The sequence below is a fragment of the Trinickia terrae genome (genome assembly GCF_005144415.1).
Lineage (GTDB): Bacteria > Pseudomonadota > Gammaproteobacteria > Burkholderiales > Burkholderiaceae > Trinickia_A > Trinickia_A terrae.
Genome location: NZ_SWJE01000004.1, coordinates 267,739 through 282,266, shown reverse-complemented (window position 1 = coordinate 282,266; position 14,528 = coordinate 267,739). Strand labels below are relative to the sequence as shown.

Annotated in this window: 13 protein-coding genes; 6 read left to right on the top strand and 7 right to left on the bottom strand. The window is 65.6% G+C overall.

Features of this window, described 5'->3' with window-relative positions; genetic code table 11:
• The first annotated feature begins 49 nt into the window (after window positions 1-49).
• Window positions 50-310, top strand: coding sequence for a hypothetical protein (locus FAZ69_RS09060; protein ID WP_136893610.1), 261 nt, complete (start codon window positions 50-52; stop codon window positions 308-310).
• Between the two features lie 11 nt (window positions 311-321).
• Window positions 322-552 carry a DUF2795 domain-containing protein gene (locus FAZ69_RS09055; RefSeq protein ID WP_136893609.1) on the top strand — a complete coding sequence of 77 codons (231 nt, stop codon included), beginning with the start codon at window positions 322-324 and terminating at the stop codon, window positions 550-552.
• A gap of 18 nt (window positions 553-570) precedes the next feature.
• Here FAZ69_RS09055 and FAZ69_RS09050 read toward each other — a convergent pair whose 3' ends face one another.
• The gene (locus FAZ69_RS09050; RefSeq protein ID WP_136893608.1) at window positions 571-1,191 is read right to left on the bottom strand and encodes a TetR/AcrR family transcriptional regulator; all 621 of its coding nucleotides are present in this window, start codon (window positions 1,189-1,191) and stop codon (window positions 571-573) included.
• 186 nt (window positions 1,192-1,377) lie between these two features.
• On the opposite strand from FAZ69_RS09050, the gene FAZ69_RS09045 reads away from it, so the two are divergent.
• From FAZ69_RS09045 to FAZ69_RS09035, 3 genes are read left to right on the top strand one after another with little or no spacing between them, the layout of a single operon-like run.
• Window positions 1,378-2,637 carry an efflux RND transporter periplasmic adaptor subunit gene (locus FAZ69_RS09045; protein ID WP_439654756.1) on the top strand — a complete coding sequence of 420 codons (1,260 nt, stop codon included), beginning with the start codon at window positions 1,378-1,380 and terminating at the stop codon, window positions 2,635-2,637.
• Window positions 2,634-5,801: an efflux RND transporter permease subunit gene (locus tag FAZ69_RS09040; RefSeq protein WP_136893606.1), complete on the top strand. Its 3,168-nt coding sequence runs from the start codon at window positions 2,634-2,636 to the stop codon at window positions 5,799-5,801. The genes FAZ69_RS09045 and FAZ69_RS09040 overlap by 4 nt, the downstream gene beginning before the upstream one ends.
• Window positions 5,802-5,803: 2 nt before the next feature.
• On the top strand, window positions 5,804-7,288 hold the full coding sequence (locus tag FAZ69_RS09035) for an efflux transporter outer membrane subunit (RefSeq protein ID WP_136893605.1): 1,485 nt from the start codon (window positions 5,804-5,806) through the stop codon (window positions 7,286-7,288).
• A gap of 113 nt (window positions 7,289-7,401) precedes the next feature.
• Here FAZ69_RS09035 and FAZ69_RS09030 read toward each other — a convergent pair whose 3' ends face one another.
• From FAZ69_RS09030 to FAZ69_RS09015, 4 genes are all read right to left on the bottom strand, one after another.
• Window positions 7,402-8,220 (bottom strand): ABC transporter permease subunit, encoded by an 819-nt coding sequence (locus FAZ69_RS09030; RefSeq protein WP_136893682.1) that lies wholly within the window; start codon window positions 8,218-8,220, stop codon window positions 7,402-7,404.
• A complete protein-coding gene (locus FAZ69_RS09025; RefSeq protein WP_136893604.1) occupies window positions 8,220-9,149 on the bottom strand; it encodes an ABC transporter permease subunit in 930 nt (309 codons plus the stop codon). Before FAZ69_RS09025 ends, FAZ69_RS09030 begins: the two co-directional genes overlap by 1 nt.
• Window positions 9,146-10,306: an ABC transporter ATP-binding protein gene (locus FAZ69_RS09020; protein ID WP_136893603.1), complete on the bottom strand. Its 1,161-nt coding sequence runs from the start codon at window positions 10,304-10,306 to the stop codon at window positions 9,146-9,148. Before FAZ69_RS09020 ends, FAZ69_RS09025 begins: the two co-directional genes overlap by 4 nt.
• A gap of 106 nt (window positions 10,307-10,412) precedes the next feature.
• Window positions 10,413-11,513, bottom strand: a complete 1,101-nt coding sequence (locus tag FAZ69_RS09015) for a polyamine ABC transporter substrate-binding protein (protein WP_136893602.1) — start codon at window positions 11,511-11,513, stop codon at window positions 10,413-10,415.
• A 748-nt stretch (window positions 11,514-12,261) separates the two neighbouring features.
• Between FAZ69_RS09015 and FAZ69_RS09010 the strand changes: the two genes are divergently transcribed.
• Window positions 12,262-12,465 carry a DUF1289 domain-containing protein gene (locus FAZ69_RS09010; protein WP_136893601.1) on the top strand — a complete coding sequence of 68 codons (204 nt, stop codon included), beginning with the start codon at window positions 12,262-12,264 and terminating at the stop codon, window positions 12,463-12,465.
• A gap of 85 nt (window positions 12,466-12,550) precedes the next feature.
• On the opposite strand, the gene FAZ69_RS09005 is transcribed toward FAZ69_RS09010, so the two are convergent.
• Together FAZ69_RS09005 and FAZ69_RS09000 are read right to left on the bottom strand one after the other, a co-directional pair.
• Complete coding sequence (locus tag FAZ69_RS09005) at window positions 12,551-13,186, bottom strand: OmpW/AlkL family protein (protein WP_136893600.1); 636 nt, start codon at window positions 13,184-13,186, stop codon at window positions 12,551-12,553.
• Between the two features lie 121 nt (window positions 13,187-13,307).
• A complete protein-coding gene (locus FAZ69_RS09000) occupies window positions 13,308-14,498 on the bottom strand; it encodes an NAD(P)H-dependent flavin oxidoreductase (RefSeq protein ID WP_136893599.1) in 1,191 nt (396 codons plus the stop codon).
• Window positions 14,499-14,528 lie beyond the last annotated feature (30 nt).

The window sequence follows — 14,528 nt, the reverse complement described above, 5'->3', positions numbered from 1 at the left end:
GCTGTCCGGGATGGCACTGGCGGCGGCGCATTGAGAAGGAGGTCGAGCGATGAAAATCTCGACATTGACAGCCATGGCATTGGTCTTTCCGTCGTGCTTCGCGGCGCCGGTCCACACGACCGCGCTCGACAGCCTGACCGCGCGCTACGCCGCCCTGGCCCAACGCGCCAACGCCGCCCCCGTTGCCCCGCCCGCCCCGGGCGTGGCCGCCGTCGCGATCCGGCCGGACGGCTGGGCCCGCATCACGCTGCCGAAACCGACGGGACTCGCGCACAAGTTCGCCGCGCACGAGCGGCGGGCGCAGACTTGAATCGAGCGGACATGACGAAATCGAACATCCCGGCCGAGGCGATCGACCTGCAAATCACCGACGTCCTGCGCGCCGTCCCGTATCCGGCGAACAAGGACCAGCTCGTGGAAATCGCGCGCGACGCGGGCGCGAGCAACGAGCTGCTGTCGATTCTCGACGGCCTGCCCGAGCAGGACTACCCGGACATCGATTCGGTGACGCGGCTGATCGGCGGTAATTTCGGGCCGGGCATCAGCGTCTGAATCGGCCATCAGGCACGCTCAGTCCGGATTGCGCCCGAACACCACGCGCGCGAAGAATCCGGCCAGCACCGACTCCGTAAACTCGGCCGACACATGCTGAGGATCCGACAAGTGCAGCGATTGCAGGCCGTCGCATAGCCCCATCAAACCGATCGCAAGCACCTCGGCCGGCAGCGGCAGCGGCGTGCCGACACGCTCCGAGAATGCGCGGATGTAGAGCGTCAGTTCCTCGCGCTTCTCGTGCATGAACGCATTGAAGCGCGTACGGAACTTGGCGTCGCGGCTCGCCTGCAGCTGGGCCTCGCCCCACAGCAGATAGCACTGGTTGTCGCGAAACATGCGGCTGTAGTAGGTGAGCACGTTCGCTTCCATCTGCTCGCGCGTCGCGCCCTCCACGACGATGCCTTCCAGATCGCCCTGCATGCGCTCGTGATCCAGCCTGAGCAACTCGAGCAGAATCTCCGGCTTGCCGCGGAAATTCGAATAGAACGCACCGCGCGTATAGCCGGCCGCGGCGGCGATGTCCTCCACGCTCGCGGCGACATATCCCTTCTTCGAAAAGATGGTCAGGGCAGCATCGAGCAGGCGCTGACGCGTCTGGTCCTTGCTCTGCTCGCGGGTCAATCGTTGTCGTTTCATAGGACGGATTTTAGCATCCGGGGACGCAAAGATTCAGCTTTGCATTCAGATACAGGTATGTATTAGAATTCACTTCGCATCCTGAGGCAAGAGGCCGCGCTGCGTTTGAAACGCTTACCGCAAGCCTCTGCGACAGGCCTTCCCGGCCTGTCGATCCCGTTCGCTTTCGTAAGTCATGGTGTCAATGTGAATCGTCCTGGTCTTCACGCGTCGCCTGCGGCGCGTCTGCAATCCCGCCCGAGTCGTCATCCTCGCCTCCTCTCCGTCAGCCGCGTTCGTCAGTGCGCCATCGCCCTCGCCCTGGGCGGCGCGATGGCGCTCGCCGGGTGTCACCCGAAGGAGGCCGCGGCGCCCGCGCTGCGGCCGGTCGTCGCCGCCGCCGTGCATCCGGACGGACGTCCGGCGCTCGCGTCGCTGCCCGGCGAGGTCGATGCGCGCTACTCGACGCCGCTGTCGTTTCGCGTCGCGGGCAAGATCGTCGAGCGGACGGTGCGCCTCGGCGACACCGTGAAGGCCGGACAGATCGTCGCACGGCTCGACCCCGACGACCTGCGGAAGAACGTCGCGAGCGCGCAGGCGCAGCTCGACGCCGCGCAGCACCGGCTCGTCTACGCCAAGCAGCAGCTCGACCGCGACAGCGCACAGGCGCAGGAAAAGCTGATCGCACCCGCGCAGCTCGAGCAGACTCAGGATGCGTATGCGTCGGCCGCCGCCCAGCGCGATCAGGCGCAGCAGCAGCTCGCGCTTGCAAAAAACCAGCTGCAATACGCAACGCTCGCGGCCGATCACGCGGGCGTCATCACGGCCGAAAACGCCGACACGGGGCAGAACGTCTCGTCGGGCCAGGCCGTCTACCAGCTCGCCTGGTCGGGCGATGTCGACATCGTCTGCGACGCGCCCGAAAGCGCGCTCGCGGCACTCGCGATCGGCAAGACCGCGACGATCACCCTGCCCGCGCTGCCCGGCAAGCGCTTCACCGCGCGCGTGCGCGAAGTGTCGCCCGCGGCCGATCCGCAGAGCCGGACCTATCGCACGAAGCTCACGCTCGAAGCACCAAGCCCCGAGGTGCGCCTCGGCATGACCGCCGACGTCGCATTCGATCGGGTCGCGTCAGACCGGGTCGCGTCAGACGGCATGGCGAACGATGCGCATCCGTTCACGCTGCCCGCCACCGCGCTCTTTCACGACGGCACGGAGCCCGCGGTCTGGGTCGTGCGTCCGGGTGAAAACGCATCGACCGCCGCCGCATCGGCCGCAGCCGCGCCAGACCCCGGCACGCTCGAATTGCGCCGCGTGCAGATCGCACGCTACGACGAGCGCACGGTCTCCATCTCCGCCGGCCTGCACGACGGCGAGCGCGTCGTGCTGCAAGGCGTGCATACCGTCAGCGCCGGCGAGCACGTGCGCGTCCTCGCCCCGCTCCATCCCGAGGACTTCGCATCATGAGCACGCTCGATCGCGACGGCCCGGACGAACGGGCCCGCCCGCCCGCGTCCGCCGGCGGCGAAGAAGGCCGCTTCAATCTCTCCGCCTGGGCGCTGCGGCACCAGGCGCTCGTCATCTTCCTGATCACGCTGGCGACGCTCGCCGGCATCCTCGCCTACACGCGGCTCGCGCAATCGGAGGACCCGCCGTTCACGTTCCGCGTGATGGTGATCCAGACCTTCTGGCCCGGCGCGAGCGCGCGCCAGCTGCAGGACCAGGTCACCGACCGCATCGGCCGCAAGCTCCAGGAGACGCCGAACATCGACTTCCTGCGCAGCTACTCGCGCCCCGGCGAATCGCTGATCTTCTTCAACATGAAGGATTCGGCGCCCGCCAAGGACGTGCCCGACACCTGGTACCAGGTGCGCAAGAAAGTCGGCGACATCGCCCAGACGCTGCCTGCCGGCGTCCAGGGGCCGTTTTTCAACGACGAGTTCGGCGACGTCTATACCAACATCTACACGCTCGAAGGCGACGGCTTCTCGCCCGCGCAGCTGCACGACTACGCCGATGAACTGCGCACCGTGCTGTTGCGCGTGCCGGGTGTCGCGAAGGTCGACTACTTCGGCGACCCGAACCAGCGCATCTACGTCGAGATCTCGAATGCGCAGCTCACGCGGCTGAACATCTCGCCGCAGCAGCTCGCGCAGGCGATCAACGCGCAGAACGCGGTCGCTCCGGCCGGCACGCTCACGACCTACGACGACCGCGTCTTCGTGCGCCCGAGCGGCCAGTTCGCCGACGTCAACGCGCTCGCCGATCTGCTCATCACGATCAACGGCCGCTCGTTCCGTCTCGGCGACATCGCGGCGATCAAGCGCGGCTACGACGACCCGCTCTCGACGCAGATGCGCTTTCACGGCCAGGCGGTGCTCGGCATCGGCGTCACGATGCGGCCGGGCGGCGACGTGCTCGAGCTCGGCCACGCGCTCGACGCCAAGGCCTCGGAGCTGCGCGCGCACCTGCCCGCGGGGCTCGAGCTCGTCGAGGTGTCGAGCATGCCGCACGCGGTCTCGCATTCGGTCGACGATTTTCTCGAGGCGGTCGCCGAAGCGGTCGGGATCGTGCTGATCGTGAGCCTCGTGTCGTTGGGCGTGCGCACGGGGATGGTCGTCGTGATTTCGATTCCGGTCGTGCTCGCCGTGACGGCGCTCTGCATGTACCTGTTCGACATCGGCCTGCACAAGGTCTCGCTCGGCACGCTCGTGCTCGCGCTCGGCCTGCTCGTCGACGACGCGATCATCGCCGTCGAGATGATGGCCGTGAAGCTCGAGCAAGGCTGGAAACGCACGCACGCCGCGGCCTACGCCTATACCAGCACCGCCTTTCCGATGCTGACGGGCACGCTCGTCACCGTGTCGGGCTTCCTGCCGATCGCGCTCGCGAAGTCAAGCACCGGCGAGTACACGCGCTCGATCTTCGAGGTCTCGGCGATCGCGCTGATCGCGTCGTGGTTCGCCGCCGTCGTGCTGATTCCGCTGCTCGGCTACCACCTGCTGCCCGAGCGCAAGCGCCATGCGCACGAACCCGACGGCCACGAGCACGACATCTACGGCACGCGCTTCTACACGCGCCTGCGCGGCTGGATCGCGTGGTGCGTCGAGCGGCGCTTCGTCGTGCTGGCGATCACCGTCGCGCTCTTCATCGCCGCGCTCGCTGGCTTCACGCTCGTGCCGCAGCAGTTCTTCCCGAGTTCGGACCGGCCTGAATTGCTCGTCGACGTGCGGCTGCCCGAGGGCGCATCATTCGACGCGACGCTGCGCCAGGCCGAGCGGCTCGAAAAAACGCTCGCCGGCCGCCCCGAGATCGATCACTACGCCGACTTCGTCGGCAGCGGCGCGCCGCGCTTCTACCTGCCGCTCGACCAGCAGCTCACGCTGCCGAACTTCGCGCAGTTCGTGATCACGGCAAAATCCGTCGAGGATCGCGAGAAGCTCGCACGCTGGCTCGACGGAACCTTGCGCGAAAACTTCCCGGCGATCCGCACGCGCCTCTCGCGGCTCGAGAACGGCCCGCCGGTCGGCTATCCCGTGCAATTCCGCGTGAGCGGCGACGACATCGCGACCGTGCGCTCGATCGCCGAGAAAGTCGCGGCGACGATGCGCGCCGACCGCCGCACCACGGGCGTCCAGTTCGACTGGGACGAGCCGGCCGAGCGCTCGGTGCGCTTCGAGATCGACCAGAAGAAAGCGCGCGAAGTGGGCGTCACGTCGCAAGACGTGTCGAGCTTCCTCGCGCTGACGCTCTCGGGCTATACGGTCACGCAGTATCGCGAGCGTGACAAGCTGATCAGCGTCGACCTGCGCGCGCCCAGGACCGAGCGCGTCGATCCCTCGCGGATCGTGAACCTCGCGATGCCGACGCCGAACGGCCCCGTGCCGCTCGGCTCGCTAGGACACCTGCGCGACGACCTCGAATACGGCGTGATCTGGGAGCGCGACCGCCAGCCGACGATCACGGTGCAGTCGGATGTGCTTGGCAAAGCTCAAGGCATCGACGTGACCAAGAGCCTCGATCAGGCGCTCGCGCCGGTGCGCGCCGCGCTGCCGCTCGGCTACCGGATCGAGATCGGCGGCTCCGTCGAGGAAAGCGCCAAGGGTCAAACCTCGATCAACGCGCAGATGCCGCTGATGGTCATCGCCGTGCTGGTGCTCCTCATGATCCAGCTGCAGAGCTTCGCGCGCGTGATGATGGTGGTGCTGACCGCGCCGCTCGGGCTGATCGGCGTGGTCGGCACGCTGCTGATGTTCGGCAAGCCGTTCGGCTTCGTCGCGATGCTCGGCGTGATCGCGATGTTCGGGATCATCATGCGCAACTCGGTGATTCTGGTCGACCAGATCGAGCAGGACATCGCCGCCGGCCACAAGCGCTTCGACGCGATCGTCGGCGCGACGGTGCGGCGTTTCCGGCCGATCACGCTGACGGCGGCCGCCGCGGTGCTCGCGCTGATTCCGCTGCTGCGCTCGAACTTCTTCGGACCGATGGCGACCGCGCTGATGGGCGGCATCACGAGCGCGACCGTGCTGACGCTCTTCTATCTGCCCGCGCTCTATGCGGCGTCGTTCCGCGTGCGGGGCGACGAGCGCGATCCGCCGCCCGCATCGGCCGAGCATACGGGGAATTGATCATGGGACTCGTCAATCACACCGCCATTGCCGCAACCGCAGTTGCAACCGCGGCGCTCGCGCTTGCGGCCTGCTCGTTCGGCCCGTCTGGCGAGCCACCCGCCATGCCCTCGCCCGCGCATTACGGTGCCGCTGCGCAGCCCGCGCAGACGGTCGCCGCGCAGGGCGTCGCGCAGCGCTTCGAGACGGGCGCGCAGCCGGTGCCCGAATGGTGGCGCCTGTACCAATCCGACGCGCTCGATGCGCTCGTCGACGAAGGCCTCTCCAACAGCCCGACGCTCGCCGCCACCGACAAGCTGCTCGCCTCCGCGCACGAGCAGCTGCGCGCGCAGATCGGCAGCTTGCTCTTGCCGCAGATCGATGCCGGCGGACAGGCCACGCGCCAGCGCGCGCTCGGCATCCCCGAAGCCGGGCCGAACACGGTTCTCTACAACACGTTCGTCGGGCAGGTCCAGGCGCGCTATACGTTCGACCTGTTCGGCGCGTCGCGCCTCGCCAACGCCGCTCTCGCCTCCCGCGTGAACGAGCAGGCCTACCAGCTCGATGCCGCGCGGCGCGCGCTGGCGGCCAACATCGTGAGCGCGGCGATCAGCGCGGCAGCGCTCGATGCGCAGATCGCGACGACCGAGCGGCTGATCCAGCTCGCGAACGAACAGGCGCAGGACGCGCAGCGGCGCTACGAGCTGGGTTCGCTGTCTCACGCCGACGCGCTGAATGTCCAGCAGAGCGCGGCAACGCTCGCGGCCGGCCTGCCCGGCTTGCGCCAGCAGCAGGCGGCGACGCGGCATGCTTTGGCCGTCCTGCTCGGCCGCACGCCGGACGCCGCCCCGCCCGATCTCGACCTCGCGAGCCTGCGCTTGCCCGAGACCGTGCCCGTGGTGGTGCCGTCGGACCTGCTGCGCACGCGGCCCGACATCCAGGCCGCCGACGCGGCGCTGAAGGCGGCCGCGGCCGAGGTCGGCGTGGCGACGGCGCAGATGTTCCCGAGCTTGTCGCTGACGGCGTCGATGGGGCAAGGCGGGTTCAGCTGGCCGCTCGCGCTCTCGGGCGCGGGCGCGATATGGAGCCTCGGCGGGTCGCTCACGCAGCCGATCTTCCACGGCGGCGCGCTGGCCGCGCAGCGGCGCGCGGCCGCCGACACCTACGACGCCGCCGTGCTGCAGTACAAGCAGACGGTGCTCGCGGCCTTCCAGAACGTCGCCGATACGCTCGCCTCGCTCGAGCACGACGCGCAGGCGCTCGATGCGGCCAATGCCGCAGCGCGCGCCGCACGGCAGGCGTACGACGAAACCGCCGCGCGCTACCGGCTCGGCGCCGTGCCGGTCTCGACGGCCCGCTCGGGCGAGCAGCAATACCAGAACGCCCGGCTCGACGAGATCCGCTACATGAGCACGCGCCTCTCGGACACGGCCGCGCTGTTCCAGGCGATGGGCCAGCCGCCCGCGAGCGCTGACGACTCGGAGAAGCGCTTGGCGAAGAAGGATTGAGACGTCCGCTTACGGACCGGGAAATGACATTGCGGCTTTCGGCGCGGGAAACCGCCGGAAGCCGCAATCGAACCGCGATGTCCAACAATAGATAGGCGGATCGACCGCCTGGATCACAACACCTCGGCCATGCGCCGTTTCTCGGCGCGCAGCATGAAGTAGTTGGCGCCGATCACGCCGATCGTCACGACGAGGATGAAGAGCGTCGCGAGCGCGTTCATCTCCGGATTCAAGCCGAGGCGCACGCGCGAGAACACGACGAGCGGCAGCGTCGTCGACCCGGGCCCAGACAGGAACGCCGACAGCACCAGATCGTCGATCGACAGCGTGAACGACAGCAGCCACCCCGAGACGAGCGCCTGCGAGATCAACGGCAGCGTGATCGCGAAGAACACCTTGAACGGCGTCGCGCCGAGATCGAGCGCGGCCTCCTCGAGCGACGGGTTCAGGTCGCGCACGCGCGACTGCACGATGATCGCGACATAGGAAATGCAAAGCATCACGTGCCCGATCCAGATCGTGACGATGCCGCGGCCTTCGGGCCAGCCGAGCCACTTGCCCATTTCGATGAAGAGCAGCAGCAGCGAAATGCCCTGGATCACCTCGGGAATCACGAGCGGCGCGTTGATCATCCCCGTATAGAGCGTGAAGCCGCGAAAGCGGCCCATGCGCGCGAGCACGAAGCCGGCCCAGGTGCCGATGATCACCGACGCGAACGCCGTCATGAGCCCGATGCGCAGCGACAGCCACGCCGCGGTGATCAGCTCGTCGTCCTGCATGAGCGCCTCGTACCAGCGCGTCGAGAAGCGCGTCCAGACGGTCACGAGCTGCGACTCGTTGAACGAGTAGACGATCAGGCTCAGGATCGGGATATAGAGGAAGGCAAAGCCGATGCCGAGCGCGGTGACTTGCAGAGAGCGATTCGGTTTGATCATCGGCGCTCCTCCAACTGCTTGGCCTGGAAGTGCTGGAACATCGCCATCGGCACGAGCAGCAGCACCACCATCGCGCAGGTCACGGCCGACGCCATCGGCCAATCCGCGTTGTTGAAGAATTCATTCCACATCACACGGCCAATCATCAGCGTATTCGCGCCGCCGAGCAGCTCAGGAATCACGTACTCGCCGACCGCGGGAATGAACACCAGCAGACAGCCCGCGATGATCCCGTTCTTCGAGAGCGGCAGCGTGATCGTCAGGAACGCCTTCCACGGCTTGGCGCCGAGATCGTAGGCGGCTTCGAGCAGCGTCAGGTCCATCTTCACGAGGTGCGCATAGAGCGGCATCACGAGAAACGGCAGGTAGGAATAGACCATGCCGATATAGACCGCCGTGTTCGTGTGATAAAGCTCGATCGGCTGATGGATGATGCCAACCCAAATCAGGAAGTTGTTGAGCAGGCCGTTGTTCTTCAGGATGCCGATCCACGCATACACGCGAATCAGGAACGAGGTCCAGAACGGCAGCATCACGGCCATCATCAGAACGTTGCGCGTCGCCGGATTCGAGCGCGCGATGTAGTACGCCATCGGATAGCCGAGCAACAGGCACAGGAGCGTCGAGATCGCCGCCACCACGACCGAGTTGACGTAGGTCGCGAAGTACAGGCTGTCGCTCAGCAGGAACGCGTAGTGCGCGATGTTCAGCGAGATCTGCACCACGCCGTCCTTGAACTGAGCGAGCTCCGTATACGGCGGGATGCCGAGCTGCAGCTCGGCGAAGCTGATCTTGACGACCAGCAGGAACGGCACGAAGAAGAACAGCAGCAGCCAGATGAACGGGCCCGCCACCACGGCGGTGCCGCCCGTCAGCTTGAAGCGCCGCGCCGGCCACACGAGGAACGAAGCAAGAGCGCCTTTCATGCCGTCAGCACCACACCGGCCGATGCGCTCCAGCGCACGTAGATTTCATCGCCCCAGCTCGGCGAATCGATTTCGGTGAGCGCGAGACTCGACACGTTGGCGATCACGGTCTTGCCCGAATCGAGCTTCACGTGATAGAGCGAGTAGCCGCCCATGTAGGCGACGTTCGAGATCGTGCCGCGGCCCCAGTTGAAAGCGCCCTCGGGCGGCTTGCGCGTAAGCGCGATGCGCTCGGGGCGCACCGAGATCGTCACGGGCATGCCTAGCGGACCGGTGATGCCGTGGTTCACGTAAAGACGCGTCGACAGATCGGTGGTCTCGACGAACACGTGATCGGGCTCGTCCTCGACGACGTGGCCGTCGAACAGGTTCGTCGAGCCGATGAACTCGGCCGAGAAGCGAGTGTTCGGGAATTCGTAGACTTCGTGCGGCGTGCCGAGCTGGACGATCTGCCCCTCGCTCATGACCGCGAGGCGGCTCGCCATCGTCATCGCCTCTTCCTGGTCGTGCGTGACCATGATGCAGGTGACGCCGACCCTGTCGAGAATGTTGACGAGCTCGATCTGGGTGCGCTGGCGGATCTGCTTGTCGAGGGCCGACATCGGCTCGTCGAGCAAGAGGAGCTTGGGGCGCTTGACGAGCGAGCGCGCAAGCGCGACGCGCTGCTGCTGCCCGCCCGAAAGCTGATGCGGCTTGCGCTTGGCGAAGCGCCCCATCTGCACCAGCTCGAGCGCCGTCTGCACGCGCTCCTTGAGCTCCGCCTTCGGCACGCCTTCCTGCTTCAGGCCGAACGCGACGTTCGATTCGACCGTCATGTGCGGAAAGAGCGCGTAAGACTGGAACATCATGTTGACCGGCCGCCGGTAGGGCGGCATCTGCGCGAGGTCCTCGCCATCGATCAGGATCTTGCCCGAGGTGGCCGTCTCCAGTCCGGCGAGCATGCGCAGCAAGGTCGACTTGCCGCAGCCCGAACTGCCAAGCAGAGCGAACAGCTCGCCCTTCTTGACCGACAAATTGACGTTCTTGACGGCAGCCGTCTCGCCGAACTTCTTCACGACATCGACGATCTGCACGAAATTTTCTGCCGCCGACGCGGCGGACGAATTGGCGAAGGACGGCGTGCCGGCCCCTGCCAGCGCGCTCGACTGGTCACTCATGATCTGCTGCTTCACTCCACACGTTTGACGAACAAAGCCCCCGGCGGGCGCCGAGGGCTTCATGACTGCATGCCGGCTTTGCGGCTATCTGCTCAGTGGCCCACCATCAGCGGCCCGACTTGAACTCCGTCCACAGCCGCGTCTCGAGCCGCTGGATATCGGCCGGCAGCGGCTTCAACAGGAACAGCGTCTTGATGACGTCCGGGCTCGGATAGACCGCCGGATCGTTCGCCACGTCCTTGTCGACGTATTTGCGCGCTTCCGCGTTCACGCTCGGGTAGTAGACCGCGTTCGTGATCGCCGCGTGGACCTGCGGCGTCTCGATGTAGTTGATCCACTGCAGCGCGGCGTCCTTATGCTGGGCGTCCTTCGGGATCGCCATCACGTCGAACCAGACCGGAGCGCCACCCTTCGGAATGTAGTACTCGACCTTGTACGGCTTCTTCGCCTCGACCGCGCGGTGCTTGGCGATCACGACGTCGCCCGACCAGCCGTACGCGAAGCAGATGTCGCCGCCGACCAGGTCGTTGATATAGCCCGACGAGTTGAACTGCGTGATGTACGGACGGATTTTCTTCATCATCGCGAGCGCAGCGCGATAGTCGTCCGGGTTCGTGCTGTTCGGGTCCTTGCCGATGTAGTGCAGCGCGGCCGAGAACACCTGGTCCGGCGCATCGAGCAGCGACACGCCGCAGGTCTTCAGCTTCGAGATGTTTTCCGGCTTGAAGAGGATGTCCCAGTTGTCGAGGGCGACGTCCTTGCCGAGGATCTGCTGGGCCTTCGTCACGTTGTAGCCGAGGCCGGTCGTGCCGTACGCCCAGGGCACCGCGTACTTGTTGCCCGGGTCCGCGCCGGCGACGAGCGCCATCAGCGACGGATCGAGATACTTGAGGTTCGGCAGCTTCGACTTGTCGAGCGGCGCGAAGATGTTGGCGGCGATCTGCTTGCCCGCGTAGTTGCTGGTCGGCACGACGATGTCGTAGCCCGAGTTGCCGGTCAGGAGCTTGGCTTGCAGCGTGTCGTCGCTGTCGTAGTTGTCGTATTTGACCTTGATGCCGGTCTGTTTCTCGAAGTTCGGAATCGTGTCCTTGGCGATGTAGTCCGACCAGTTGTACACGTTCAACTGGGTATCCTTCGCGCTCGCCGTCAAGGCCGCGGTCGCGCACAACGCCATTGCCGCCAGTTGTGCCGCCATTTTTACTTTCATTCGCTTCTCCATCCCGTTCGAACCGGGTCGACGTCTACACCCTTGCCCGTGCTGCCGCAAGCCAGCTACGCGCGGCAGCCTCCCTTTGAAACATCGAAAACTACCATTAAATATCGTGCTTTTTTAAAAAAACGCCAAGGTGTCGCGCAAAGGGTACAGCGCGTGGCAGACCCTGCCGCTGGTCACGCTTGTTCCCCGCTCCTTTGCGCGGCGTCCGAGGCGAAGCCGCGCAATTTTATCGGGTTATGGCCGCCTGTCCACCGTCAAAAAAGGCGCTGGCCGAAGAATCGGCAATTTGAGGCGCTTTTGGCCGGGCGGCAGCAGGCCTCGCGCAGGCTTTGGGTGCGGCGGCGCGCCGCCGATGCCTTCGGTTTGCTTTCAGGGATGCCGGGCGAACCTGCGGATGCGTTAACATGGCGTCCTTCCCGTGTCGATGGGAGTTGGCGCTTTAGCGCTTACTCCCATCCCATGCTGTGGTTGCTTGGAGTTAGTGCTTCAGCACTTACTCCAAGCCCTCAGCGGTCGATGGGAGTTGGCGCTCTAGCGCCTACTCCCGTCCCATGCTGTGGTTGCTTGGAGTTAGTGCTTCAGCACTTACTCCAAGCCCTCAGCGGTCGATGGGAGTTGGCGCTCTAGCGCCTACTCCCGTCCCATGCTGTGGTTGCTTGGAGTTGGCGCTTCAGCGCTTACTCTGGTCCCATGCAGAGCACTTACTTCAAGCCCACGGCGCTCGATCAAAAGGTCCTCGATGCCCTCCAACCTCCACGCCCTGCCCGACAGCCCCTGCATCGGCGTCTGCTCGACGCTCTTCGACGAAGTCTGCAAAGGCTGCGGACGCACGGCCGCCGAAGTCTCGAACTGGGTCTTCATGAGCGACGACGAAAAGCGCGCGGTGTGGGAGCGCATCGAGCGCGAGGGCACGGCGATGCGCTTTCAGTACGACAAGCTCTGAAAGGCGGCGTAATAACAACAAGGCCCTGTGCGGAGACTCTCGAGAGCCTCCGCACAGGGCCTTTTCGTTGCGGGCGCGGCTGGGCTTAGAACTTCATGCCGACGCCGACACCGACGATGACCGGGTCGATATGCAGCGTGCCGAGGTTGGTGTCGCCGAGCGTAGCGTTGGTCCGCATCCAGATCTTCTTGATGTCGGCGTTGACGAACAGGTTTTTCGCGACCTGGAAGTCGACGCCCGCCTGCAAAGCCGGACCGAAGCTGCTGCGCGTCACTTGGATGCCCTGATCGCCGACGTGCAGCCCATCGTTATAGAAGTAGGTGTAGTTCAGGCCCGCGCCGAGGTACGGACGAATCTTGCCGGCATGGTTGAAGTGATATTGCAGAAGGAGCGTCGGCGGGAGCACGTTCACGCCGCCGAGATTGCCGAGCGCCGTCGACGTCAATTGATGCCGCGACGTGCCGAGAATCAGCTCGACGCCGATCGAGTCGCGAATCATGTAGGTGAAGTCGAGTTCCGGAACAATCGCGTTGTTCACTTGAACGCCCAGCGACGACAACATGTCGCTCTGCCCGATGTTCGGCTGGATGCTGATCCCGCGCAGGCGCGCGAGGATATCGCCTTGATGGATGCCGCCGCCCGACGAGGCGTCGGCATTCGCAATAGCGGGCACTGCCGCGACACAGGCTGCGCATAGCGCTGCGCGAAACCACTTGTTCATGTTTTTCTCCGTTGCCGTAGTGACTTTGGGTATTGTCCTGACAGAACGGAGAGGTCATGTTGATGCCGATCAATTACGAAACGCAGCGCTACGCATACCTTGATTTTTCTCAATCATTCGTTTAACTAATCGAGTATGCGCACCGCGTCTCGACCGCAGGACGCGCAGCTCCCGTGAGCAGCAGGTCCAGCAAGTCGCGCACGCTGCGGATCGCACGACCGAACGGCAAGGCTTCGCGTCCGCGAAAGAACAAACCGTTGTTGACGTCGCCGCGCAACGCTGCCGCGAGCCGCGTATCGATGCAGAAGTGGCCGAACTTCTCGATGCCGTCGCGCAGGCCGCAGACGGACAGGCATTCGAGCGCCGTCGGGCAGGCGTTCTTGATCGCGCCGATCTTGTTGCGAATGCGCGTCTCGTTGCGCAGATAGCGATCGAGCCAGGGCGTCCTCACGGCACGCGCCGGCAGTCCGGTCACGCTGACGAATTCGACGATGTCCTCCGGCTTGGCGTCGGCGAGCACACGCTTGAAGTTCGGGTGCGCATCGCCCTCCTCCGTCACGGCGAACGGCGTGCCCACCTGCACGCCGTTCGCACCCGCGGCCAGACACGCGCGCACGGCCTCGTGGCTGTTGATGCCGCCCGCGACGATCAGCGGAATGTTTTCGCGCACGAGGCCCAGCGCTTCGATCGTCTGCGCTGTTTCCTCGATCACGCGCGCGAAGCCGAAGCGCGCGTCGTTCATGCCGGCGAGGTCCGTCACGCCGAGATGACCGCCCGCGTGCGCGGGATGCTCGATCACGACGGCGTCGGGCAAGCGGTTCTTCTTCATCCACTTCTTGAGCACGAGCGCGATGCCGCGGCTATCCGACAGGATCGGGATCAGCGCGACATCGCAGCCTTGCGTGAGATCGGGCAGATCGAGCGGCAGGCCCGCGCCCATCACGATCGCGTCGGCGCCGTGCTCACAGGCCGTGCGCACATAGTCCGCATGCGAGCGGACGGCCTTCATCACGTTGACGGCGATCATGCCGCGCCCTTCAGAGAGCGCCTTGGCCGCACGGATCTCACGCTCGAGCGCGATCAGGTTCGCGCGCTCGAGCGTCTCGCGCTCGGGTCTCACCTTGCACATCTCGATGAGATCCGTGTGGTGATGGCGCAAATCGATGCTGGAGATCGTGCCGAGCGCGCCTTCGCGCGCGACGCTGCCCGCCAGACGATGCGCGGATACCCCGACGCCCATGCCTCCCTGCACGATGGGCAGCAGCGTACGGCCGCGGATCTTGAGCGGGGGGAACGAGGAATTGGAGATCATCGAAGGCCTCTTATTTCGGTATAGCGATGG